This window comes from Nocardia kruczakiae NBRC 101016, assembly GCF_001612965.1.
GTDB lineage: Bacteria > Actinomycetota > Actinomycetes > Mycobacteriales > Mycobacteriaceae > Nocardia > Nocardia kruczakiae.
In genome coordinates, this window is sequence record NZ_BDBL01000022.1 from 35,545 (window position 1) to 57,196 (window position 21,652).

Consider the following 21,652-nt stretch of genomic DNA (forward strand, 5'->3'; position numbering starts at 1 on the left):
ATCACGAATGACGAGCCGTCTTGCCCACAAGGCAAGAGGCGCTGGCGTACCGGCAGATCGACCGGACCCGCCGAGGGATCGAACTGCTGCGGGACCGGCCGGCCGGTGAGCCACTGTGGGCCGCGATCACCGAGGCGATGCTCGAGCCGTTGCGAGTCGACGGTCTCGACGCCGACCCCCCACCGCGCGACGGGCTGGCAGAGATCCGCAAGCTCGTCGCCAGCCCCGAAGCGCAGGCAGCACTGACCCGCACCACCACCGACGCCTTCACCGAGGCGGTCGCCGAACGCACCGGCACCGATCCGGGCACGCTCTATCCACGACTGGTCGCCGAAGCCGTGCTCGGCGCACTGGTTGCGGCGATCGAGGTCTACCCCCGGTACGACCCTCCTGTCTCGATCACCGCGCTGACGCGGCAGGCATTGGAACTGGTCGCCGCCGGCTTGCCCGAACCCAGCTGAACTCTCCCTCTTCCTCTCGAAACCGCTTATCCGACAAGGGGTCTGATTTGTCATGTCCGAAAACATGTGTGATGTCCTGATTTCCGGCGCCGGACCGAACGGGCTGATGCTGGCCTGCGAACTCGCACTCGGCGGCGTCACGGCGTTCGTCCTGGAGAAGCTGCCCGCCCCCAGTACCGAACCCAAGGCCAACGGCCTCGTCGGGCAGGTGGTGCGGCTCTTGGACATGCGCGGCTTGTACCGCCCCGCCGCCGGTGACGACGCTCCCGCGATCCCACCACCGCTGCCGGGCTATTCGTTCAGTGGGCTGCCGCTGGACCTGACGGAACTCGCGAACAACCCGCTGTACGGCTTGCCGATTCCGCAGCCGCGACTGGTGGCCCTGCTCGCCGCCCGCGCGCGGGAGCTGGGCGTGACGGTGCGCTGGGGACACGATCTGCGCGATCTCGAAGCCCACGGCGACCATGTGGTCGCGACCGTGGACGGTCCCGACGGCGACTATCGCATCCAGACCCGGTATCTGGTCGCCGCGGACGGCGGCAAGAGTGCCGTGCGCAAGCTGGTCGGGATCGACTTCCCCGGTTACACGGTGGCCGACCGCATAACCCGGTTCGGTCATGCCACCGTCCCGGACCGGCTGCGAACCCCCGAGGCCGGTCTCGAGATCCCCGGCGCGGGGCGGTTCCACTTCGGCCACAACCGTGTCGACAACGGCATGTTCATCTTCGCCGAGCTGACGCCCGGTCGGCCGATCATCGGAGTCAGCGAATACGGCACCGACCGTGTTCCGGCCGAGGATCAACCGATGACCTTCGCGGAGCTGCGGGAGAGTGTCGAGCGGGTACTCGGAGCCGAGGTGCCGATCGAACCTCCGACCGGCACCGGCCCACATGCGTTGCGCCGCACCGTCGGTCAGAACACCCGGTTGGCGGAACGCTATCGCGACGGCCGGGTGCTGTTGCTCGGAGACTCCGCGCACGTACACTCCGCGATGGGCGGCCCCGGACTGAATCTCGGCTTGCAGGATGCGGTCAACCTGGGCTGGAAACTGGCAGCGGAGGTCAACGGCTGGGCTCCGGCAGAACTGCTGGACACCTACGAGAGCGAACGCTACCCGGTGGCCGAGCGAGTGATGATGCACAGCCTGGCGCAGAGCGCGTTGATGGCACCGGGGCCCGAAGTCACCGGATTGCGCGACCTCGTCGCGGAACTGGTGCGGATCCCGGTGGTCGCTGCCCACCTCGCCCAGCTACTGGCCGGGTCCGACATCCGTTACGACGTCGGCGACGACCATCACCTGTCCGGGCGGCTGGTCCCCGATTACACCGTCACCACCGATCGCACTCGTGTGCGGATCGCCGACCTGCTGCACACCGCGCGGCCGCTGCTGATCGACGGCACGGGCGCGGCGGCCGCGGCAGCGGCACGGTGGCGTTCGCGTGTCGAGATCGTCTCCGGCACGGTCACTCTCACCGATCCGAGGCCACTCGTCGGCACTGCGACAGGACCCGACACCGCGAACATGCCGGCGGCGATTCTGCTCCGCCCCGACGGGTACGTCGCATGGGCCACCGACGACGCGAATGCCGACGGTCTGCACGGCGCGCTCACCCGATGGTTCGGTTCCGCACCGGCCCCGGTCCACGCGCGGTGAGGTCACGCACCGGCATCACAGGTGCATCCAGTCCGGCCACATCCGCGACCACGGCTGCTTCGGGCCGGTGCAGTCGTAGATGGTGACATCGCGGGTGTTGCCGACGAAGCCGAGCCGGGTGTCGACCCTGCCGACCGGGTTGAGCGAGGTGCACCGGCCGCGCAGGTCCGCCTCGTCGCCACCGACGATCAGCGCGGTCTCGGCGCTGTCGGGCGGGGCGCCGAAATACCCGAAGCCACGGCTGGGGCTGTAGATGGGCGGCAGGTCCGCGCGGCCGAGGTGGTCGAGGGCGCTCCCCTGCCAGTAGGTGTCGGTGACGACGACGGCGCGGTCGCGGCGGGGGGCGGGCAGCCCGCGATAGGCCGTCGTCACCGCCGCGGTGAGTTCCGGCCAGCCGAATTGCCCGTAGGTGCCGATCGCGATCGCCGCCGAGACATCGTCTCGGGGTGGTTCGATCGCCCCGGCCGGACGCCAGGGCAGCGACGTCACGATGGTGGCCACCGCCGCAACCGCGACCACCAGGGTCGCCACACCCGCGATCCGGCGACCGACCGCCGCCCGCGACCGCATCCAGTGCACCGACGCGACGGCGCCGGCCGCCAGCACCACCCCGTACATCCCGGCGGGGTAGTAGACCCGGCCGCCGGTGATCAGGAAGACGAGGTCGACCACGATCAGAGTGGCGCCCAGAAAACGATACGGCCGCAACGGTTTCCAGCGCAGCAACGCCCACAGCCCGCCCAGCAGGACCGGCACGCCGAGAACGCCCACCAGGATCAGCGAGATCGGCACGAACAGCAGGCGACCGCCGATGATCGCCTGTTCGGAGGCGATCTCGGCGCCCATCGCCAGTTGCGGCCAGCCGTGGCGCAGCTGCCAGATCAGCTGCGGCACCGCCGACAGCACAGTGAGGCCGGCACCGGCCCACAGCAACGGACGGCGCAGCAACTCGCGCGGGCCGAAGAGCGCGCAGCTCACGGCCAGCGCGACCCAGAAGAAAGGAATCAGCCATTTGACCTGGAGATCCACCGCCGTCACGAGGCCGGCGATCAGCAGCAGGGCGTCGCGGCGGGTCCGCACCCACCGCACCACCAGCCAGGTGATCAGCACCCACAGCGCGGTATCGACGGTATTGGTGGTCAGCATCGAGCCCTGCAGCAGCAGGAACGGCGAGCACGCGTAGGCCAGCGCGGCCAGCGCCTGCGCGTCGCGGTCGCCGCCCAATTCGCGGGCGATCAGGGCGCACAGCACGATCGCCGCGACCGTGATCAGCACCGCGGGGATGCGCAACGCCGGATAGGAGCCGGGGACGAGCGTGTCCATGATCCGCGCCAGCAGCGGCAGCATCGGGCCCTGATCGGCGTAACCCCAGCTCAATCGGCGGCCGGCGGCGAGGAAGTAGAGTTCGTCGCCGAAATATCCATACTTCGAGGCCGCGAACAGCAGCGCCGCGCCGCCGACGGCGGCGATCGGCGCGACCACCGGCCACGCTACCGGCGCAAACGCGGCCGATTCGGTCGCACCGCGCGCTTCAGCAGAGTCGATCGCACCGCGCGCTCCGGCGTCGGACTCGTATACATCGGTCACCGGCACACTCCTGGAGCGGTTTCGGGAACGTCTGCGAACGTATCGGTTTCCGGCGGCCGGGGAGTCGCCCCGCAGACCGATCCGCTGTCCACCTCGAGAGGTATGCCGCCCCCTCCTCGCGGCGGATCAGGGCTGCCAGGAACGGAATTCGATCAACTGACCGGGCCGGGCCTGACCGAGCAGATCCACATCGGCGTCGATCACCGTGCCCACCACGGGATAGCCCCCGGTGATCGGCCGGTCGGCCAGCAGAACCACCGGGCGCCCAGCGGGAGGCACCTGAATCGCCCCCAAAGCCATTCCCTCGGTGGGTAATTCGGCATCGTCGACCCGGCGCAGCGGCGGGGCGTCCCCGTGGCGGTCCAGTCGCACGCCGATCCGGTCGGTGTCGGTGGAGACCGCCCAGGCGCCGGTGAACAGATCGGCGGGATTGCGGAACCAGTCCGCGCGCGGCCCGAGCCCGGCCCGCACCCGCAGTGTCCCCTGGGTCAGCGGCGCGACGGGCGCCAGCTCGACGGTCGGCCAGCCGCGTGGCGGGGCACCAACCGGCAGGGTGTCGCCCCGGCGCAACGGCTCCGGGCCCAGGCCCGCCATGGTGTCGCGGCTGCGCGAGCCGAGGACCGGCTCCACCGCGATCCCACCGCGCACCGCCAGATAGCAGCGCAGACCCGCCTCGGCCATGCCGATCCGCACCCGCTGCCCGGCCGCGACGAACAGCACCGAAGCCGGGGGTTCCGCCCGGACGCCGACGCTGATCGGTACCGGGGCGCCGGTGACGCTCACGATCGCCGGGGCGTCGAATTCCACGCTCAGCCCGCCCAGCACGCATTCGATGGCCGCCGCCGATTCGGCATTGCCCACCAGGCGATTGGCCAGCCGCAGCGCCCGGCGGTCCACGGCCCCCGAGACCCCGACTCCGGCGTGGAACCAGCCCGGCCGCCCGAGATCCTGCACGGTGCTCAGCGCGCCCGGCTCCAGCACCCGCATCCGCGCTGCCGGAGCCCTCACCGATCCACCGCCACGAACCGGACCCGGGTGCCCGCGCGCAGCAGGGCCGGTTCCGGCCGCGCCACATCCCACAGCACCAGGTCGGTGCGGCCGATGAGCTGCCAGCCACCCGGCGAGCTGCGTGGATAGACGGCGCTGTATCCCCCCGCCAGGGCGACCGAGCCCGCTGGGACCGTGGTGCGTGCCTGCGGGCGCCGCGGCACCGACAGTCCCGCCTCGGGTGCGTGCAGATAGCCGAATCCGGGCGCGAACCCGACGAAGGCGCACCGCCACTGCGCACCGGTATGCCGCTCGACCAGTTCGCCGGGCGTGACACCGAGATGTTCGGCGGCATCGGCGAGGTCGGGTCCGTCGTAGCACACCGGAACGGTCACCGTCTCCGCCTCGGCCACGTCGTCGGCATCGGCGCCCGGTGCGAGATCCAGTGCGCACACGCGTGATTCGATCACCGCCGGGTCGATGCCCGGATACAGCGTGAGCAGGACGGTCCGGGCGGCGGGCAGCAGGTCGGCCACCCCGTCGATCGGCGTGCGCCGCAGGTGGTCGAGCAGCAGCGGCAGCTGGGCGGCGTCGGCCGGTTCGAGGAGCAGCGCGCGGTCGCCCGCGGGCCGCACGGTCACCGCGCTCATGTGAAGCTCCGCAGTTCGACGCCCTTGTCCAGCAGCGACTGCCGGATCGAGCGGGCCATCCGGACGGCATCGGGTGAATCCCCGTGGACGCAGAGGCTGCGCACCACGACCGGTACCGAGTCGCCGGTAACCGTATAGGCATGTCCGTCCACGGCGATCGACACCGCCTGCCCCAGCGCCGCTTCCGCGGCCAGCACCGCACCGGCGCGCCCGCGCGGCACCAGCCTGCCCTCGGGGGTGTAGGCGCGGTCGGCGAAACCCTCCGCGTAGAACGGGATTCCGGCCGCCTCCGCCGCGCGAGCAAGCTCCGAATCGGCGGGCCCGAGCAGGCTCAACTCGCCGAAGGTGACCAGCGCCGCCACCACCGCCTCGGCCGCGGCGGGATCGGACGCCGCCGAGTGATACAGCGCACCATGGGGTTTCACATAGCGCACCCGATCGCCGGCCGCCCGGGCGAAGCCGTCGAGTGCGCCGATCTGATAGATCGACTCGGCGGTCAGCTCGTCCGGGGCCACCGCCATCTCGCGGCGGCCGAATCCGGCGAGGTCGCGATAGGAGATGTGCGCGCCGATCCGCACTCCGTGCGCGACCGCCAGGTCACACGTGCGACGCATGATCACCGGATCCCCGCCGTGGAAGCCACAGGCGATATTCGCGCTGGTCACGACGTCGAGGAGCGCCTCGTCGTCGCCCATCGTGTACGCACCGAACCCCTCCCCGAGATCGCTGTTCAGATCGATCACCACGGAGTATCACCTCGCCTCGCCGTTGTCCTACCACCATCGTCCGCGCCCGCCGCCGATACGCCACCGTGGGCGCATTCTCCCCCGCCCACCGCCTAGGGTGGCGGGAATGGGTGAGGTCATCGCCGTCTATGACGGCCACGGCAACGAGACCGGCAGTGCCGAACGCGCCGAGGTGTATGCCGAAGGATTGTGGCATGCCAGCGCCGGCGTGCTGGTGCGATCGCTGGACGGGCGGCGCATCTACGTCCATCGGCGTACCGATACGAAGATGGTGTTCGCCGGAATGCACGACTGCCTGGCCGGCGGTGTGCTGGCCCCCGGCGAGGATCCCGCCGCCGCGGCGGCGCGCGAGCTCGGCGAGGAGCTGGGAATCGTTGCGGCCCCGGCGGACCCACGGCCGCTGGCCAAAGCGTCCTGGGACGGCAGCTGGGCGGGCCGCCCGATGCGGTGTCACCTGTTCGCCTACGAGATCCGCTCCGACGGGCCGATCACCGTGCAGGCCGAGGAGATCGCCGCGGGCTGGTGGTGGACCGACACCCAGCTGTGGGAGCATCTGAGCGATCCGGGCTGGCCGTTCGTGCCCGACACCCGAGTCCTGATCGGCGACCTGCTGCACCCGCGGAATCGGCCCTAACCGGATGAGGTGACCGCGCCGGCCCAGGCCGCGAACGCGCCCGGGTTGCGGGTCTGCAGCAGCACCCGGCCCGGACCGGTGAAGTCGAACACCAGCCCCTCGCCCGACGTGATCGATTGCAGTGAACGACCCGAAACCGCCCGGCGGATACCGAATTTCAGCGCGAGGTCGTAGGCCACCACGTGGCCGCAGTCGATGGTCACCGACTCACCCGGCTGCAGATCGATCACATCGATGGCGCCGAAGACGCCGACCACGACCTCGCCCTGCCCCTGGGCGCGCAGGCCGAACCCGCCCTCACCGCCGAACAGGTTCGCGAAACCGCCCCATTTCGCTTCCACCTGCACGCCATGGGAATTGGCGATCCAACCACCGCGGCTGATGAAGTACGGGCGGTCCGGCGCGATCGGCAGCGCCAGCATGTCACCGGGCAGCGCCGGCGCGACATCGACCCAGCCGCCCTGCGGCGGCGCGGTGAACGTGGACACGAAGAACGACTCACCGGCGAGCACGGAACGCTTCAGCCCCGCCAGGAATCCGCCCTCGGCCTTCGCGGCCAGGCTCACGCCGGCCGAATGAGCCACCATCGCACCGGTTTCCGCGCGCAACGGCTCCCCACCGGCGAGAAAACACCGTGCCACCGTGGACGACGGATTATGCCGCAACACCACCTGCATGGCCGCGACGTTAGCAGCGGCGGGGGCGGGATGTCCCATTCACCCGCACCTGGCGAGCGGGCATGCGATGATGCCGGGCGACCGAACCGAATCACGAGACGAATGTCGGAGGCCCGCCCCGGTGCATATCGATTTCCCACACTCGCAGTCCGATCTCGACCACTCCGCCCGACGCGACCGCAGATCGCGCAGATTGCCGGTGCGCAGCGGCCTGGCGGCGGCGGGTGCGGCGATCGCGCTGCTGGCCGGCGGCACGACTGCGGTGGCTGCCCCGCTGCCACTGCACACCCAGGCTCCCGGCTGCATGACCCCCGGCGACGCCCAGCCCAACGGCAAGCAGTGGCCGGCCGAACCCGCGGTCACCATCGACCCCAACGCCGGTTACACCGCGACGCTGGAAACGAACTGCGGAACCATCACCGTCGCCCTCGACTCCGCGCGCGCGACGCATACGGTCAACTCGTTCGCCTTCCTCGCCGGCGAGCAGTACTTCGACCACACCCGCTGCCACCGCCTGACCACCGAGGGCATCTTCGTGCTGCAGTGCGGTGACCCGACCGGCACCGGCACCGGCGGTCCCGGCTACCGGTTCGGCGACGAGAACCTCGCCGGTGCGACCTACCCGGCGGGAACGGTCGCGATGGCCAACTCCGGCCCCAACACCAACGGAAGCCAGTTCTTCCTGGTCTACTCCGACAGCAAACTGCCGCCCAACTACACCCCGTTCGGCCGGATCACCGGCGGTATGGACGTGTTGCAGAACATCGCCGCGGGCGGCGTGAAGGACGGATCCGGCGACGGCGCACCGGCCACCGATATTGTGCTCGACTCGGTGGCCACTGCCCGGCGCTGACACCGGATACGGCGAAGGCCGCGCTCGCGATGCGGGCGCGGCCTTCGTGTGTGTGCGGTACTCCTAGAGGTACTGACCCGTATTGGATTCGGTATCGATCGCCCGGCTCGCCGAAGCGTTCTTACCGGTAACCAGCGTCCGGATGTAGACGATCCGTTCGCCCTTCTTACCCGAAATACGTGCCCAGTCATCAGGATTGGTGGTGTTGGGCAGGTCCTCGTTCTCGGAGAACTCGTCGACAATCGAATCGAACAGGTGCTGGATGCGCAGACCGGGATTACCGGTCTCCAGCACGGACTTGATCGCGTACTTCTTGGAACGGTCCACGATGTTCTGGATCATGGCGCCGGAGTTGAAGTCCTTGAAGTACAGGACCTCCTTGTCACCGTTGGCGTAGGTGACCTCGAGGAACCGGTTGTCCTCGCTCTCGGCGTACATCCGGTCCACGACCCGCTCGATCATCGCCTGGACGCACTTGGAACGATCGCCGGCGAACTCGGCGATGTCGTCCGCGTGCAGCGGCAGCTGCTCGGTGAGGTACTTGGAGAAGATGTCCTGTGCCGCTTCGGCATCCGGACGCTCGATCTTGATCTTCACGTCCAGGCGGCCGGGCCGCAGGATCGCGGGGTCGATCATGTCCTCGCGGTTGGACGCACCGATCACGATGACGTTCTCCAGGCCCTCCACACCGTCGATCTCCGACAGCAGCTGTGGCACGACCGTGGTCTCCACATCCGAGGACACGCCCGAACCGCGGGTGCGGAAGATCGAGTCCATCTCGTCGAAGAACACGATCACCGGGGTGCCTTCGGAGGCCTTCTCCCGAGCCCGCTGGAAGATGATCCGGATGTGGCGCTCGGTCTCGCCCACGAACTTGTTCAGCAGCTCGGGACCCTTGATGTTGAGGAAGAAGGACTTGGCCTCCTTGGCGTCCTCACCGCGCGCCTCGGCGATCTTCTTCGCCAGCGAGTTGGCGACCGCCTTGGCGATCAGCGTCTTACCGCAGCCGGGCGGACCGTAGAGCAGCACACCCTTGGGCGGGCGCAGCGCGTATTCACGGAACAGGTCCTTGTGCAGGAACGGCAGCTCCACCGCGTCGCGGATCTGCTCGATCTGACGGCCCAGGCCACCGATGTCCTCGTAACCGACATCGGGCACCTCTTCGAGCACCAGATCCTCGACCTCGGCCTTGGGGATGCGCTCGAAGGCGAATCCGGCCTTGGTGTCGACGAGCAGCGAATCACCCGGGCGCAACCGCCGCACGGGCGCGTTGGGATCTTCGACGTCGTCCGCGTCGACCAGTGCCGACAGCGGGCCCGACAGCCAGACCACGCGTTCTTCGTCGGCGTGGCCCACGACCAGGGCGCGGCGGCCGTCGTCGAGGACCTCGCGCAGGGTGCCGATCTCACCGGTCCGGTCGAAGGTGCCGGCCTCGACGACCGTGAGCGCCTCGTTCAGGCGCACGGTCTGTCCGTAGTGCAGTTCCGAGGTGTCGATGTTCGGCGAGCACGTCAGGCGCATCTTGCGTCCGGAAGTGAACACGTCGACCGTCTGATCCTCGTACACACCGATCAGCACGCCGTAGCCGCTGGGCGGCTGGCCCAGCCGATCGACCTCCTCACGCAGCGCCACCAACTGCTGACGAGCCTCCTTGAGGGTGTCCATCAGTTTGGTGTTGCGAATCGTCAGCGAATCGATACGAGCTTCCAATTCCCTTGAACGATCCGGCGAGTCGGCGAGTTGCCTACGGAGTGCAGCCGCCTCGGCGCGTACCACCTCGAGTTCTCTCCAGGCCGCCGAATCCGAATTCTCGATGGGGCTCATGATGCTGCTCCTCCCAGTCCCGGTCTATCAACGCTACCGGGCGCGAACCGTTCTCGCTTTCCGACATGGTTTCGTCGTGATCACATCTCAGCTGCGGTCTACCGGCCCGGGCAACCATGTTAGCCTGCCCTAACCTGCATTCGGCGAGCGATTTCGCCGGACCGAACCGAAAGGTCTAGTCGATGCTCCTTCCTACCCGCCACAGCGCTACTCCCTTCGGTGGCAGTACCCGCACCGGGAGCAACGCCACGCGGACCGCCGGTGTTTCCGGTTCGCGCCGGTTGCGTCTTGCTACGGCTACCGCGTTCGCCGCGCTCGCCGTTACCGCTATGACAGCATGCGGGTCCGACAATTCCCAGGACTCCACGCCGACGAGCGCCACCACGGCCACCTCGGCATCGGCCGCCGCGACGAGCGCCACCGCCGCGCCCGCTCCCACCGCGGAGGAACTGCAGGCCACCCTGAACGGTTTCGTGGATCCGGCCAAGCCGACCGCCGAGAAGGAAAAGCTGGTGGTCGGAGGGGATAAGCGCGCCGCCAACATCGACACCATGACCAAGGGGCTGGCCAACTACGGCACCATCACCTTCACCGTCGCCGACATCAAGACCGAGGGCGACCAGGCCACCGGCCAGGTCACCATCACCTCGCCGCACGGCCCGGCGGGCCCGATGCCGATGACGTGGCAGCACTCGGCCGCCGGCTGGCAGCTCTCGGATGCCTCCGCATGTCAGATCCTGGCCATGGGTATGGCGCCCTGCCAGCCCTGATCGGGCCATGACACCGGCCCCGGTTTCGCCAGGCGCGAACCGGGGCCGCATCGTCGGCCGGGGACGCCGATCGAGCCGAGGACAGCCAGCAGAGGAAACGAGGGCCTCAGTCGCCCGCTCAGCCCTTGGAGGGGCGCCGCTGCGGTTTGGGTGCCACCACGCCGTCGGCGAGGCGCCGGGCGCTCACCAGGAAGGCCGTATGCCCCTGCATGCGGTGCTCGGGCCGCACCGCCAGGCCGACCACGTGCCACGGCCGCACCAGCGACTCCCACGACCGAGGCTCGGTCCAGCACTGTTGCTGGCGCAGCGCCTCCACGACCTCCGACAGCTGCGTGACGGTGGCGACGTAGACGATCAGGACCCCGCCGGGGATCAGCGCGCGCGACACGGCCGGCAGCGCGTCCCACGGTTTGAGCATGTCCAGAACCACCCGGTCGACCTGCTCGCCGTCGTAGTCGGCGACGTCGCCGAGGGTCAGCGTCCAGTTGTCCGGCCGTTCGCCGAAGAATCGCTCGACGTTGCGGACGGCGTGCTCGGCGTGGTCCTCGCGGATCTCGTAGGAGCGGACACTGCCGTTCGGCCCGACCGCGCGCAGCAGCGAGCAGGTCAGCGCACCCGATCCGGCGCCGGCCTCGAGCACCCGCGCGCCGGGGAACACGTCACCCTCGTGCACGATCTGCGCGGCGTCCTTGGGATAGATGACGGCCGCACCCCGCGGCATCGACAGCACGTAGTCGACCAGCAGCGGCCGCAGCGCGAGATACGGTGTGCCGTTGGCGGATTGGACCACACTGCCCTCGTCGGCGCCGATCAGCTCGTCGTGGCGGATCGGTCCCTTGTGGGTGTGGAACTCCTTGCCCGGCTCCAGGACGACGGTGTGTTGCCTGCCCTTGGCATCGGTCAGCTGCACCCGGTCCCCCGTGGCGAATGGACCGGTCCGTCTGGCCGTCATGAATCTCCGTTCTCCTGTGCGTCATTTCCGGCGGCGGTAACGCGCCGCGGAATGTGTCGGTACCCGCCGATAGCCTGCCAGGTATGTCCGCACCACCGACGGCGACCCCGCCCGAATTACCGGCCGTTTCCCGCGGACCGGCGTTGTCGCCCTCGCGGGCAATCGATTTCAAACAATGTCCGCTCAAATACCGATTACGCGCGATCGACCGCATTCCGGAAACTCCCGGCCGCGACGCCGTCCGTGGAACGGTGGTGCACGCGGTCCTGGAATCGCTGTACGGGCTACCCAGTGGTGAACGCGTTCCGGAGCGGGCCGCGGCGCTGGTGGAGCCGGCCTGGCACCGTTTGCTGGCAGATCGCCCCGAGATCGAGGTGGTGCTCGAACAAGGCGGTCTCCCACCGTTTCTCGACGAGGTGAGCCGCCTGGTCCGCGACTACTACCACCTCGAGAACCCCACCGGATTCGACCCGGAATCCTGCGAATCGCTGGTGGAGGTCCGGCTGGCCGACGGGTCGCCGCTGCGCGGTTACGTCGACCGCATCGATATCGCGCCGGACGGCCGGTTGCGGGTCGTCGACTACAAGACCGGCCGCGCTCCCGCGCCCGATGCCGAGCAGAAGGCGCTGTTCCAGCTGAAGTTCTACGCCCTGATCGTGTACCGCACCCGTGGAGTGGCCCCGGCGCAGCTGCGGCTGCTGTACCTGCGCGACGGGCAGATCCTGACCTATGCGCCGGACGCGGACGAACTCGTCCGGTTCGAGCGCATCGTGTCGGCCCTGTGGGCGGCGATCACCACCGCCGGCCGCGACGGAGATTTCCCGCCGCGGCCCGGGTGGAGCTGCAAATTCTGCGAGTACCGCTCGCTGTGCCCGGCCTACGGCGGTACTCCGCCGCCGTATCCGGGGTGGCCGGACGATGCCGCCGCGACGGTGCCGCACCCGTGACCGGGGCGCCGTCCGTCGACGTCAGAAGGCGCGGCAGGAACGGATATCGGTGGCCAGGATCGCCTTGGCGCCGAGTTCGGCGAGCTGATCCATCACGCCGTTGCCCTGATTGCGTGGCACCAGCGCGCGCACGGCGACCCAGTCGGGATCGGTCAGCGGGGACACGGTCGGCGACTCCAGCCCGGGCGTGATCGCGGCGGCGCGGTCCAGCAGATCTTTCGGGCAGTCGTAGTCCAGCATCAGGTACTGCTGGGCGAAGACCACGCCCTGCACCCGGGCGATGAGCTGGTTGCGGGCCTTGTCGCTGTGATCGGAACCGGTGGCCTCGATCAGCACGGCCTCGGAATCGCACAGCGAATCGCCGAAGGCGACCAGATCGTGCTGGCGCAGGGTGCGGCCCGAGCCCACCACGTCGGCGATGGCATCGGCGACGCCGAGCTGGATGGAGATCTCCACCGCGCCGTCGAGCCGGATCACCTCGGCCTCGATGCCCCGGCGCTGCAGATCCCGCAACACCAGATTCGGGTAGCTCGTGGCGATCCGCTTGTCGTAGAGGTCCTCGACCTTCCATTCGCGCCCGGCGGGGGCGGCGTAGCGGAAGGTGGAGCGGCCGAAACCGAGGCCGAGGCGCTCCTGCACCGGGGCGCCGGAATCCAGGGCCAGATCACGGCCGGTGATGCCGAGGTCGAGGCGTCCCGACCCGACGTAGATCGCGATGTCCTTCGGGCGGAGGAAGAAGAATTCGACCTGGTTGGCGTTGTCGATCACCGACAGGTCGCGCGAATCGCTGCGTTTGCGGTAACCGGCCTCGGTGAGAATCTCGACGGCCGATTCGGACAGGGCGCCTTTGTTGGGGACTGCGACGCGAAGCATGAGGGTGTCCTTTCGGGACGGAATGCGGACAGATGTGTCAGGGAGCGGTCGAACCGTTTCGCCCGGTAGCCGTCGTGGCCCGGGTCTCACCCGTCACAGATGTCGATACACGTCCTCGAGCCGCAGACCGCGGCCCACCATCAGCACCTGCACCCAGTACAGGAGCTGGGAGATCTCTTCGGCCAGCTGTTCGTCGGTCTCGTGTTCGGCGGCGATCCACACCTCACCGGCCTCTTCGATCACCTTCTTGCCCTGCGCATGGACCCCGGCGTCCAATGCCGCCACGGTTGCGGAACCTTCCGGACGGTTGGCCGCACGATCCTGCAGCTCGGCGAACAGGGTTTCGAAAGTCTTCACGGGAGGCCATTCTTTCAGACGACCGCATATGTCCCGCAATCGGTTATCGGCGCAGGCCCGCGGTTGCCGCGGGTGTGCGCGCGGTCACCGTTCGGAGGGCGCCGATGCCGCCGGGGCCTCGCGGGGACGATCGATGCGATAGATGTAATGCCAGCCGTCGTCGATCGGGTTGTCCGGCGGCAGCTCCCCTGCCGCGATTCGGCGCAGACCGGCCTTTTCCAGCGCCCGCCAGGACGCGCGGTTGGCCGCCGCGACGGGGATGACGATGCAGTCGGCGCGCGGATAGTCGCCCCAACTCGCCGCGACGACCGCGCGCAGCATCGCCGACCCCAGGCCGCGGCCCACCCGCCCCGGCTCGCCGATCAAATAGTCCAGCGACACGGCCTCGCCGGGCACGTCGAGAATCGGCCGCATCTGCTCCACGTACTCGGGCCAGTCCGCCCAGCGGATCCGCTGCACCAGGCCGACGGGTTCACCGTCGGCGCTGACGAGCAGATCCTCGGCAGCCACCTCACCCCGCGCGGTCGGGCCGAAGTCACGCTCGACCGAGGCGGCGTCGAAGTCGTGATGCCACCACCGCCGCACATGTGGTTGCGCCAGCCAATGCCCCAGCAGCGCGAAATCCGCCGGTGTCACCTGGCGCCAAGCGAACTGCGGCATCACCGAGTCGACCACGGGAACGAGGCTAGCAATGCCCTCCGATCAGGCCGAAGCGAGCAGTTCCTCCAGTTCGGACACCGCGGTCCGCAGTTCGTCGGCGAACCGATACATCTGCTCCGCGACGGATTTCGGCGTGGCGAGGTAGATGTTCCAGCGATCCGGCAGCAGGACATAGGCGATGCCGATGCACTTCTGGCTGGTGCAGCCGAAACCGAAGTATTCGATATTCGCCGAGGGCGCCGAACTCGTACTCAGGTAGTCGTCGCGGGTGATGATCCAGCCCGGACTGTCGAAGAAGGGCATCGGCTCGGTCGCCCCCAGTTCGGCGCCCCGCCGGCGCTGCACCCACTGCAGCTCCCACAGATGCTGCTCCGGCGCCTCACCGCGCTGACACTGTTTCGCGCGCTCCACGTGGGCGGTCGCGGCCGCCCGGGCGGCGGCCAGTTTCGTCGCCGTATCGGCCGATGAATCGTCCATGGTGGCAACGAATTCCAGGATCTGCGGGGTCACCACGCGCATCGCCTCGGTGCGGCCGTTGCGATACTGCCGGGTCGCGATCGATTCGTAGGTGGCCCCGATCATCCCCTTGCTGCGCTGATGGGCGAGCTGATAGCTCAACTGCGCGAAGGCGTCCGGCGAGATACCGAGTTCCTTGGCGCGGCCGGTACCGAAGCGGTCGAACGACACCGTGGTGGTGGCGTTGTCGGCGACGAACTGCGCGAACGCGGCCGCGGCCGAAGAGATCTCACCGCGCAACCGATCGTCGAGCCGGAACTCGATCGGCTCCACCGAGGGCAATCCCTGCGGTTGCGCCCCCGACTGTGCGGCATGCTCGGCGGCCGGGGCCTCGAGCAGCCGGTCGACGAACGACAGGATGGTGGTGCCGTCGAGTCCGCAGTGTTCGACATTGATACCGGCGCTGCCGTCGGCGAAGACGATCAGCGAGACCGCCTTGTCGAACCACCGGTTCCCGCTGTCGCCGTGCAGCAGTTGATCGCTGGCCGCGAGCTGATCGGCCGGGGTCACATCGTCGAGGCAGACGCAGAACAGCGCGGTTTCGATCGACTCCAGCGCTGCCGCGTTCACCGGATCGTCGAGCAGACGGGCACGCACACCGGCCCATTCGGCGCGCGCCATGGTGGTCAGATGCCCGGCCGAGGAGTCGACCGGCAGCTGGTCGGGCGCCGCCTTGAGCACGGCCCGCAGTCCGTCCGCGAGATCCTCGGGGGCGTGCGGCGCACCGCCGGGTCCGATGACCTCCATCCGGAACATGGCGCCGTGGTGGAAGACCACGATGTGGCGCGCCTGCGACGGGCCGGGCCAGTCGTCGCTGTAGGGCACGCGCACGCTGTCCTGCGGATCGCCCGGAATCCTGGTCTCGGAGAACAGGAATTTGTTCTGCGCCATCGAAAAGTGCGCTCCGCGTTGCACGACCGGCGGGATCTCCTCCCGATCGAGCAGCAGTTTGTAGTTCACCGCGGCGGTGATCAGCGCGGCGGCGCGATCGGCCTGCTGATCCGAGGTGGACTGCGCCAGTGGCGTGTCGTCGCGGAACAGGAAGAAGAAGTTGGCATTGACCGCGATGCGGTCGCGACGGCCCAGATAGCGCGAGGGCCAGAACTCGTCGAGCCAGCTGCCGACGCCGGGGCTGCTGTCGAACCGCTCCAGATCGGCGTGCAGGATCCGGGCCGGACCGTCGGCGCGCAGCAGATCGGCTACGGCGCGCTCGGTATCGGCGTATTCGTCCTCCGTCAGCAGCGGCCGCGACCACTGCAGGAAACGCGCGCAGCTGTCGTCGAGCGTGGGCAGCGGCACGCGCGGCAGCTGATCGTCGAAGGCGAAAGTACGGTCGGTCACGGGCGGTCCTCGGGGGTCGGGGTGGATATATACAGTTCGGCGTGCAGCCAGCCGTCGGATTCGTAGCCGGTCGGATCGATTCCGTTGGCGGTCAACGTATTCAGTACCTGTTGCTGTTCGGCGGCGGAGGCGAAGCGGCGCTGCCGGAAGGTGCCCGGACGGCGCTCGGTCCGGTACCCCAGGGCGGCGAGTTCGCTCGCGATCGATTCGAAGGCGTACATCCGCAGGACGAAGTGTGCCATCCACGGTAGCCGGGTGCCGTGCGCGCGGGCCACCCGTGTGAGGGTGCGGCCGGTGACGTAACCGACGCAGCCCGTGGAGATCACCAGATCCGCCGAGCCGATGATCTTCCGCTGCGCCTCGGTGGGATCGCCCGCCTCGAGATCGGCGTGGACGGTTTCGTGCAGCAGCCCGGTGGCGGCCGCGTAGTCCAGCGCCGGCGCGGAGGCGTCCATGCCGATGAAACGGATCTCGGGCAACCGGTCGTCGGCGGCCAGGCGGGCGCGGTCGCGGGCGATGCAGGTGGCGGTGTCGGCGTCACCGTAGTGCTCGGCCAGATCGGCGACGGTGGTGCCGAAGCGCAGCAGCGCCGCGTTCACCCCGTAGGAGCAGCCCAGGTCCAGGACGGTGGGCGCGGCACCGGTGTGTGCCTCGTAGTCGGCGAACAGTTCGAGGAAAGCGGGCTTCGCCAATTCCGGTATGCAGTAGTCCAATTCGGCCATCCGGCGGCAGTAGGCGCTCGGATCGGGGCGGTCGTAGATGTCGTCGAACGAGGCTTTTCCGGTGCTGTGCATCGAAACCGTCACGGGCGATCCTCCTGAGTCGAACGGGTGATCAGTCGAGAAGTCGGTCGCCGCGTACGGCATTGCCCGCCGCGGCCAGATGGTCCGGCAGAACCCGCCCGAACAGTTGCCGGGTGCGTTCGACCGCGCCCACGATGCCCGGGCGGTCGCTGTAGGCGAAGATCGCGCTGTGACGCTGGGTGGCGCCCTCCACCGGTGAGACGCGGTGCAGGGAGAAACGGCCCTGGAACAGTTGCAGATCGCCGGGGCGCAGTGTGAGCCGCCGGACGAGCGGCTCGCCCGATCCGGTGAGCACGGCTCGTACATCGGCCAGATTCTCCGATTCCGGCGTCCGGATGCGCGGGCAGTATTCGAAGACGCCGCCCGCGTCCGGCTCCTGGGTCAGCATCGAGACCGTGAATTCGTTGGTGTCGAAATGCCACGGATGCGACATGCCGGGCGCAACCACGTTGAGGCACAACCCCGCCAGCGGATCGGTGTATTCGTGCAAGTGCGGCAGGCCGAAGCATTCGGCGACCAATCGCTGGAACGCCGCACTCGTGTAGAGCACCTGGATCACCGCGGTCCGGGGAATGAGATCCCGCGCGACGAAGGCGTTTCCGCGCTCGAGCACGATCGTGGCCGGGTGGTCGGGAGGCAGGTCGCTGTCGAGCGGAATGTTGTACGCGTTGACCTTCTCGACCGTGTAGTAGGCGTGCGGGGCGAGTGCGGCGCCCTCGTCGCGCAGCGTGGCCAGCAGGTCCGGGCGCACGAAGCCGGGCAGGACGGTGCAGCCGTCGGCAGCGAGGTCGTCACGCGCCCGGCGCACCACCTCGTCCCACCGCGCGCTGCCGGGTGCGTCCAGCGGATAGCGCTCGGTATCGACGACGGCGGCCAGGGCCGGTCCGGCCGCCGCACCACCCACCCGTTCGGAAGTGCCTTCTCCCCCAGCAGTTTCGCCGTTCACCCGGCCCATTTCACCCACGTCGCCACAACCCCCTGTCGCCGCCATGAAGATCATTGTGACCTGCCGGAGGCCATCGCACAGCAGATTCCCGGATATCATTGGGAAACCTCACAAACCCTCGAGTAACCATGTGCGCCAGCGATATTCGCGACCACAACGCCGCGACGCACCGCTGCCCGCCCGGCCGGCGCTCGCGGGCGGTAGGGTCGCGAGATGGCGCCACTGCGGGTGGGCACCGTCCCGACCACCTCCGACGAATTCATCGGCCGCGAACCGGAACTGGGGCGGCTGGCCACCCTGCTGTCCGGGTCCGCGCGACTGATCACGGTCATCGGCGCGGGCGGCCTGGGCAAGACCCGCCTGGTCACCGAGGCCGTGCACCGATTGCCCCGGACCGGCGGGCGAGGCGTGCACTGGGTGCGCCTGGCGCGCCTGGCGGCGGGGACGGACGCGGCCGGAGTGGCCGAGGAAGTGGTGCGCGCGGTCGTCGATCACGACTTCTCCGGGCGAGATCCCTGGCCTGCGCTGAGCGATACCCTCGCTGCCGCCGCCGCGCCCCCGGTGCTGGTCATGGACAACTGCGAGCACGTCACCGAGGGCGCGGGGCAGGTGATCGCCGAGCTGATCGAGACGGTGCCGGACCTGACGGTGCTGGCCACCAGCCGTCGCCCCCTCGGCTGGATCGACGAGCAACTCCTCCCGCTCCCACCGTTGACGCAAGCCCAGGCCGTGGAGTTGTTCCACAAGCGCGCGGCGCTGACCGGTACCGTCCTGAGCCCCGACAGCGCCGGCACGGTGGCCTCCATCTGCCGGCATCTGCACCACTACCCGCTGCACATCCGGCTCGCGGCGGCGCGGCTGCGGCGGCGCCCGCCGGCCATGATCCTGCGCGATCTCGACGGTCGCGCCGGCGACACCCGCCTGCACTGGCCGCCCACCACTCTGGTCGGCGCGGACACCCGGCATCGCGGTATCACCGACGTGATCGCGTGGTCGTTCGAACTGTGCGACGCGCGCGAACGGCTGCTGTTCGAGCGAATGTCGGTGTTCGCACCCGGATACGACGTCAATCCCGCCGACGCCGACGACGAGTCGGGCCTCGAGGTGGGCGCCGACCTCGACGCGATCGTGGCCGTCTGTTCCGGCCTCGACGCCTCCCACGGTTCCCCAGCGGAACCGGCCGCCGCGGAGATCGAGGAACTGCTCGAGCGGCTGGCCGACCAATCGCTGGTCACCGTGCATCTGAGTGCCCGCGAGGTGCGTTATTCGCTGCTGGAGAGCCTGCGGCTGTTCGCCCGGGAGCGCCTGGCCGAACGCGATCCCCGTGAGCCGCGGCGGCTGGCGGACCGGCACCGCCGCTATTACCGCGACCGGATCACCGGTTCCGACGACGGCGACGGCCGGTTGCCGCAGTGGGCGCGCGCGTCGTGGGACAACCTGCTGATCGCCATCGACCGCAGCCTGGACTCACCCGACGACGCGGTGGCCGGGCTGGAGATCGCACTGGGGATGATCGCGTTGCACGTGCCCTTCTTCCGGGGTTCGTTGCGCGAATCACGGCGCCGCGCCGAGAAGACCCTGGCCGTCGCCGATTCCGCGCCCGAGCCGCTGCGGATCCGCGCGATGGCCACGATCGCGTGGATCTGCCTGTGCCAGGGGCAGCCCGGCGAGGCGGCGGAGCTGCTCGACCGCTGTGTGGCGGCCGCGGTGCCCGAGCCGGCGGCACGGGCACGGTTGGCCGCCGACCCCACCGCCGACGTACCGCTGCCGGCCCCGGTGGTGTTCACCCTGGGCTGCCGGTTGATGCTCGTCGATCAGGATGTGCGCGCGCTGGTGCTCCTCTCCCGTGCCCGCGAAATGTTCACCACCGCAGCGGATTACGGGCACGCGGCGATCTGTGCGCTGTTCGAGGCGCTCGCCGCCGCCTTCCTCGGTACGCCCGAGCAGGCCCTCGCCGTGACCGCCCGCCACCTCGAGGCGGCGGAATCGGGTGCGGACTGGGCGAAGTCGTGGGCCGAGATCGCGCGCATCATCGCCGAAACCTTGCACGGCGACGCGCGGTGGGCCGCCGCGGCCGCCCCCGCCACCTTGGCCCGGCAGGTCGCGACCCGCGACACGTGGGGTGTGGTGTGGTCGGTCCACGCGCGGGCATGGGCACTGGCGCGGCTGACTCTCGACGCGCCCCCTGCGGCCGTGCCCCGCGCGACGGCCGTGGAGATCGCGCGACTGCTCGGCGCCGCGGCGGCGCTGCGGCGCCGGCTCGGTGTCGAGATCGCCCAGCTGCGGCCCTTCGTGGCCGAAACCGACCGCGCGGCCGACGGGATCCGGCGGCTCCTGGGCGCGCACACCTTCGACGCGGCCTATCGGGAGGGAACCGAGGTGCGCCCCACATTGACCGAGATCAGCAGACTCGCCTGCGATATCGCTGCGCCGGACGAGCGCCCGGCCCGCCCGCACGCACCGGAATGGGATCTACTGACCCGGGCCGAACAGGAGGTCGCCGCTCTGGCGGCGGCGGGCTGGACCAACGGCGACATCGCGGCGCGGCGGGGCAGTTCGACACGCACGGTGGACGCGCAGGTCGCAGCCGTCTTGCGAAAGCTCGCGGTGGCTTCGCGCGCCGACATCGCACCGCAAGTGCCGCCCGAGCGCCGCACCCGCGCCGAACACACACCGCGTCCACGGGGGTGCCGCACCGAGTCCGCGGCGTCGGCGAGCTCGGTGACTCGGGTCAGCGCACGCCGGCGTGAACCGAGGCGAGGTCCTCGACGGTGAGACCCACCAGCGATTCCCGGAATTCGAGTCCGGGCCGCGACGGGACCGCGATTTCGCACGGCACCACCAGCACCCGGCATCCGGCGGCCAGCGCGGCGGCCGAGCCGGTCGGCGAATCCTCCACGGCCACACAATCTTCCGGGGCAACGCCGAGCAACCGCGCGGCGCGCAGGTAGGGATCGGGCGCGGGTTTGCCGCTGTCGACCTCGTCACCGCAGACCGAGACGTCGAACATGTGACGGCCCAGCGTTTCCAGGCACAGCTCGGTGATCGATCGCTTGGTGTTGGTCACCAGCGCGGCCGGCAGGCCCGCCGTCCGCAGCGTCGCCAGCGCGTCCTGCGCACCGGGCCGCCACGGGATGGGCCCGGCCATCAGTTCGGTGACCCGGCGCTCCAGCCACTGTCCCGCCGCCAGCATCGCCGCCGGGTCGAGTTCCAGCCCCAGTCCGTCGAACAGGATCCGCAGCGCGTTGCGGGCGTCGGCGCCGATCAGCGCGTGCCGGATGGCGTCGGTCATCCGGCCGCCGAGTTCCTCGGCGAGTTCGCGCACGCCGATATCCCAGAGCTTCTCCGAATCCAGCAGGGTGCCGTCCATATCCCACAGCACGGCGGCCACAGTCACCCGGAGCTCTCCTTCCG

The 21,652-nt window shown here is 69.5% G+C and carries 21 protein-coding genes; 7 read left to right on the forward strand and 14 right to left on the reverse strand.

Annotation, left to right across the window (positions count from 1 at the left end):
• Positions 1-20: 20 nt before the first annotated feature.
• Positions 21-461: an acyl-CoA-like ligand-binding transcription factor gene (locus tag NK1_RS16435; RefSeq protein WP_063009604.1), complete on the forward strand. Its 441-nt coding sequence runs from the start codon at positions 21-23 to the stop codon at positions 459-461.
• A 52-nt stretch (positions 462-513) separates the two neighbouring features.
• The gene (locus tag NK1_RS16440; RefSeq protein WP_063009606.1) at positions 514-2,115 is read left to right on the forward strand and encodes an FAD-dependent monooxygenase; all 1,602 of its coding nucleotides are present in this window, start codon (positions 514-516) and stop codon (positions 2,113-2,115) included.
• 15 nt (positions 2,116-2,130) lie between these two features.
• Here the strand turns inward: NK1_RS16440 and NK1_RS16445 are convergent, their stop codons facing one another.
• The 4 genes from NK1_RS16445 to NK1_RS16460 form a co-directional block, all read right to left on the reverse strand.
• The gene (locus NK1_RS16445) at positions 2,131-3,702 is read right to left on the reverse strand and encodes an ArnT family glycosyltransferase (protein ID WP_245660580.1); all 1,572 of its coding nucleotides are present in this window, start codon (positions 3,700-3,702) and stop codon (positions 2,131-2,133) included.
• 126 nt (positions 3,703-3,828) lie between these two features.
• Complete coding sequence (locus NK1_RS16450) at positions 3,829-4,689, reverse strand: 5-oxoprolinase subunit C family protein (protein WP_063009608.1); 861 nt, start codon at positions 4,687-4,689, stop codon at positions 3,829-3,831.
• Between the two features lie 17 nt (positions 4,690-4,706).
• Entirely contained in the window at positions 4,707-5,339 is a 633-nt protein-coding gene (locus tag NK1_RS16455) for a 5-oxoprolinase subunit B family protein (protein WP_063009610.1), read from the reverse strand.
• A complete protein-coding gene (locus tag NK1_RS16460; protein ID WP_157104307.1) occupies positions 5,336-6,085 on the reverse strand; it encodes a LamB/YcsF family protein in 750 nt (249 codons plus the stop codon). The genes NK1_RS16455 and NK1_RS16460 overlap by 4 nt, the downstream gene beginning before the upstream one ends.
• 106 nt (positions 6,086-6,191) lie before the next feature.
• On the opposite strand from NK1_RS16460, the gene NK1_RS16465 reads away from it, so the two are divergent.
• Positions 6,192-6,719 (forward strand): NUDIX hydrolase, encoded by a 528-nt coding sequence (locus tag NK1_RS16465; RefSeq protein ID WP_063009612.1) that lies wholly within the window; start codon positions 6,192-6,194, stop codon positions 6,717-6,719.
• Here the strand turns inward: NK1_RS16465 and NK1_RS16470 are convergent.
• Complete coding sequence (locus NK1_RS16470) at positions 6,716-7,435, reverse strand: TIGR00266 family protein (protein WP_245660582.1); 720 nt, start codon at positions 7,433-7,435, stop codon at positions 6,716-6,718. The genes NK1_RS16465 and NK1_RS16470 overlap by 4 nt on opposite strands.
• A gap of 82 nt (positions 7,436-7,517) precedes the next feature.
• On the opposite strand from NK1_RS16470, the gene NK1_RS16475 reads away from it, so the two are divergent.
• The gene (locus NK1_RS16475) at positions 7,518-8,249 is read left to right on the forward strand and encodes a peptidylprolyl isomerase (protein ID WP_439955943.1); all 732 of its coding nucleotides are present in this window, start codon (positions 7,518-7,520) and stop codon (positions 8,247-8,249) included.
• A 63-nt stretch (positions 8,250-8,312) separates the two neighbouring features.
• Here NK1_RS16475 and arc read toward each other — a convergent pair whose 3' ends face one another.
• A complete protein-coding gene (arc, locus tag NK1_RS16480) occupies positions 8,313-10,073 on the reverse strand; it encodes a proteasome ATPase (protein ID WP_063009616.1) in 1,761 nt (586 codons plus the stop codon).
• A gap of 281 nt (positions 10,074-10,354) precedes the next feature.
• On the opposite strand from arc, the gene NK1_RS16485 reads away from it, so the two are divergent.
• Complete coding sequence (locus tag NK1_RS16485) at positions 10,355-10,843, forward strand: WKL family lipoprotein (RefSeq protein ID WP_063009618.1); 489 nt, start codon at positions 10,355-10,357, stop codon at positions 10,841-10,843.
• Between the two features lie 118 nt (positions 10,844-10,961).
• Here the strand turns inward: NK1_RS16485 and NK1_RS16490 are convergent, their stop codons facing one another.
• Positions 10,962-11,795, reverse strand: a complete 834-nt coding sequence (locus tag NK1_RS16490; protein WP_036501807.1) for a tRNA (adenine-N1)-methyltransferase — start codon at positions 11,793-11,795, stop codon at positions 10,962-10,964.
• Positions 11,796-11,878: 83 nt separating this feature from the next.
• On the opposite strand from NK1_RS16490, the gene NK1_RS16495 reads away from it, so the two are divergent.
• On the forward strand, positions 11,879-12,742 hold the full coding sequence (locus NK1_RS16495) for a RecB family exonuclease (RefSeq protein WP_063009620.1): 864 nt from the start codon (positions 11,879-11,881) through the stop codon (positions 12,740-12,742).
• Between the two features lie 21 nt (positions 12,743-12,763).
• Here NK1_RS16495 and hisG read toward each other — a convergent pair whose 3' ends face one another.
• The 6 genes from hisG to NK1_RS16525 form a co-directional block, all read right to left on the reverse strand.
• Entirely contained in the window at positions 12,764-13,615 is an 852-nt protein-coding gene (gene hisG / locus NK1_RS16500) for an ATP phosphoribosyltransferase (protein ID WP_063009622.1), read from the reverse strand.
• Between the two features lie 93 nt (positions 13,616-13,708).
• Positions 13,709-13,972, reverse strand: coding sequence for a phosphoribosyl-ATP diphosphatase (locus tag NK1_RS16505; RefSeq protein WP_030518144.1), 264 nt, complete (start codon positions 13,970-13,972; stop codon positions 13,709-13,711).
• Between the two features lie 84 nt (positions 13,973-14,056).
• Complete coding sequence (locus NK1_RS16510; RefSeq protein ID WP_245660584.1) at positions 14,057-14,647, reverse strand: GNAT family N-acetyltransferase; 591 nt, start codon at positions 14,645-14,647, stop codon at positions 14,057-14,059.
• A 27-nt stretch (positions 14,648-14,674) separates the two neighbouring features.
• Positions 14,675-16,489 (reverse strand): choline/carnitine O-acyltransferase, encoded by a 1,815-nt coding sequence (locus NK1_RS16515; RefSeq protein WP_063009624.1) that lies wholly within the window; start codon positions 16,487-16,489, stop codon positions 14,675-14,677.
• Positions 16,486-17,295: a class I SAM-dependent methyltransferase gene (locus NK1_RS16520; protein WP_218023130.1), complete on the reverse strand. Its 810-nt coding sequence runs from the start codon at positions 17,293-17,295 to the stop codon at positions 16,486-16,488. Before NK1_RS16520 ends, NK1_RS16515 begins: the two co-directional genes overlap by 4 nt.
• A 28-nt stretch (positions 17,296-17,323) precedes the next feature.
• Positions 17,324-18,283: a HalD/BesD family halogenase gene (locus NK1_RS16525; RefSeq protein ID WP_245660586.1), complete on the reverse strand. Its 960-nt coding sequence runs from the start codon at positions 18,281-18,283 to the stop codon at positions 17,324-17,326.
• A 168-nt stretch (positions 18,284-18,451) separates the two neighbouring features.
• On the opposite strand from NK1_RS16525, the gene NK1_RS16530 reads away from it, so the two are divergent.
• Positions 18,452-21,013 (forward strand): ATP-binding protein, encoded by a 2,562-nt coding sequence (locus tag NK1_RS16530; RefSeq protein WP_063009628.1) that lies wholly within the window; start codon positions 18,452-18,454, stop codon positions 21,011-21,013.
• On the opposite strand, the gene NK1_RS16535 is transcribed toward NK1_RS16530, so the two are convergent.
• Positions 20,970-21,635 carry an HAD family hydrolase gene (locus NK1_RS16535; protein WP_281189160.1) on the reverse strand — a complete coding sequence of 222 codons (666 nt, stop codon included), beginning with the start codon at positions 21,633-21,635 and terminating at the stop codon, positions 20,970-20,972. The two genes, NK1_RS16530 and NK1_RS16535, sit on opposite strands and share 44 nt — an antisense overlap.
• Between the last annotated feature and the right edge of the window lie 17 nt (positions 21,636-21,652).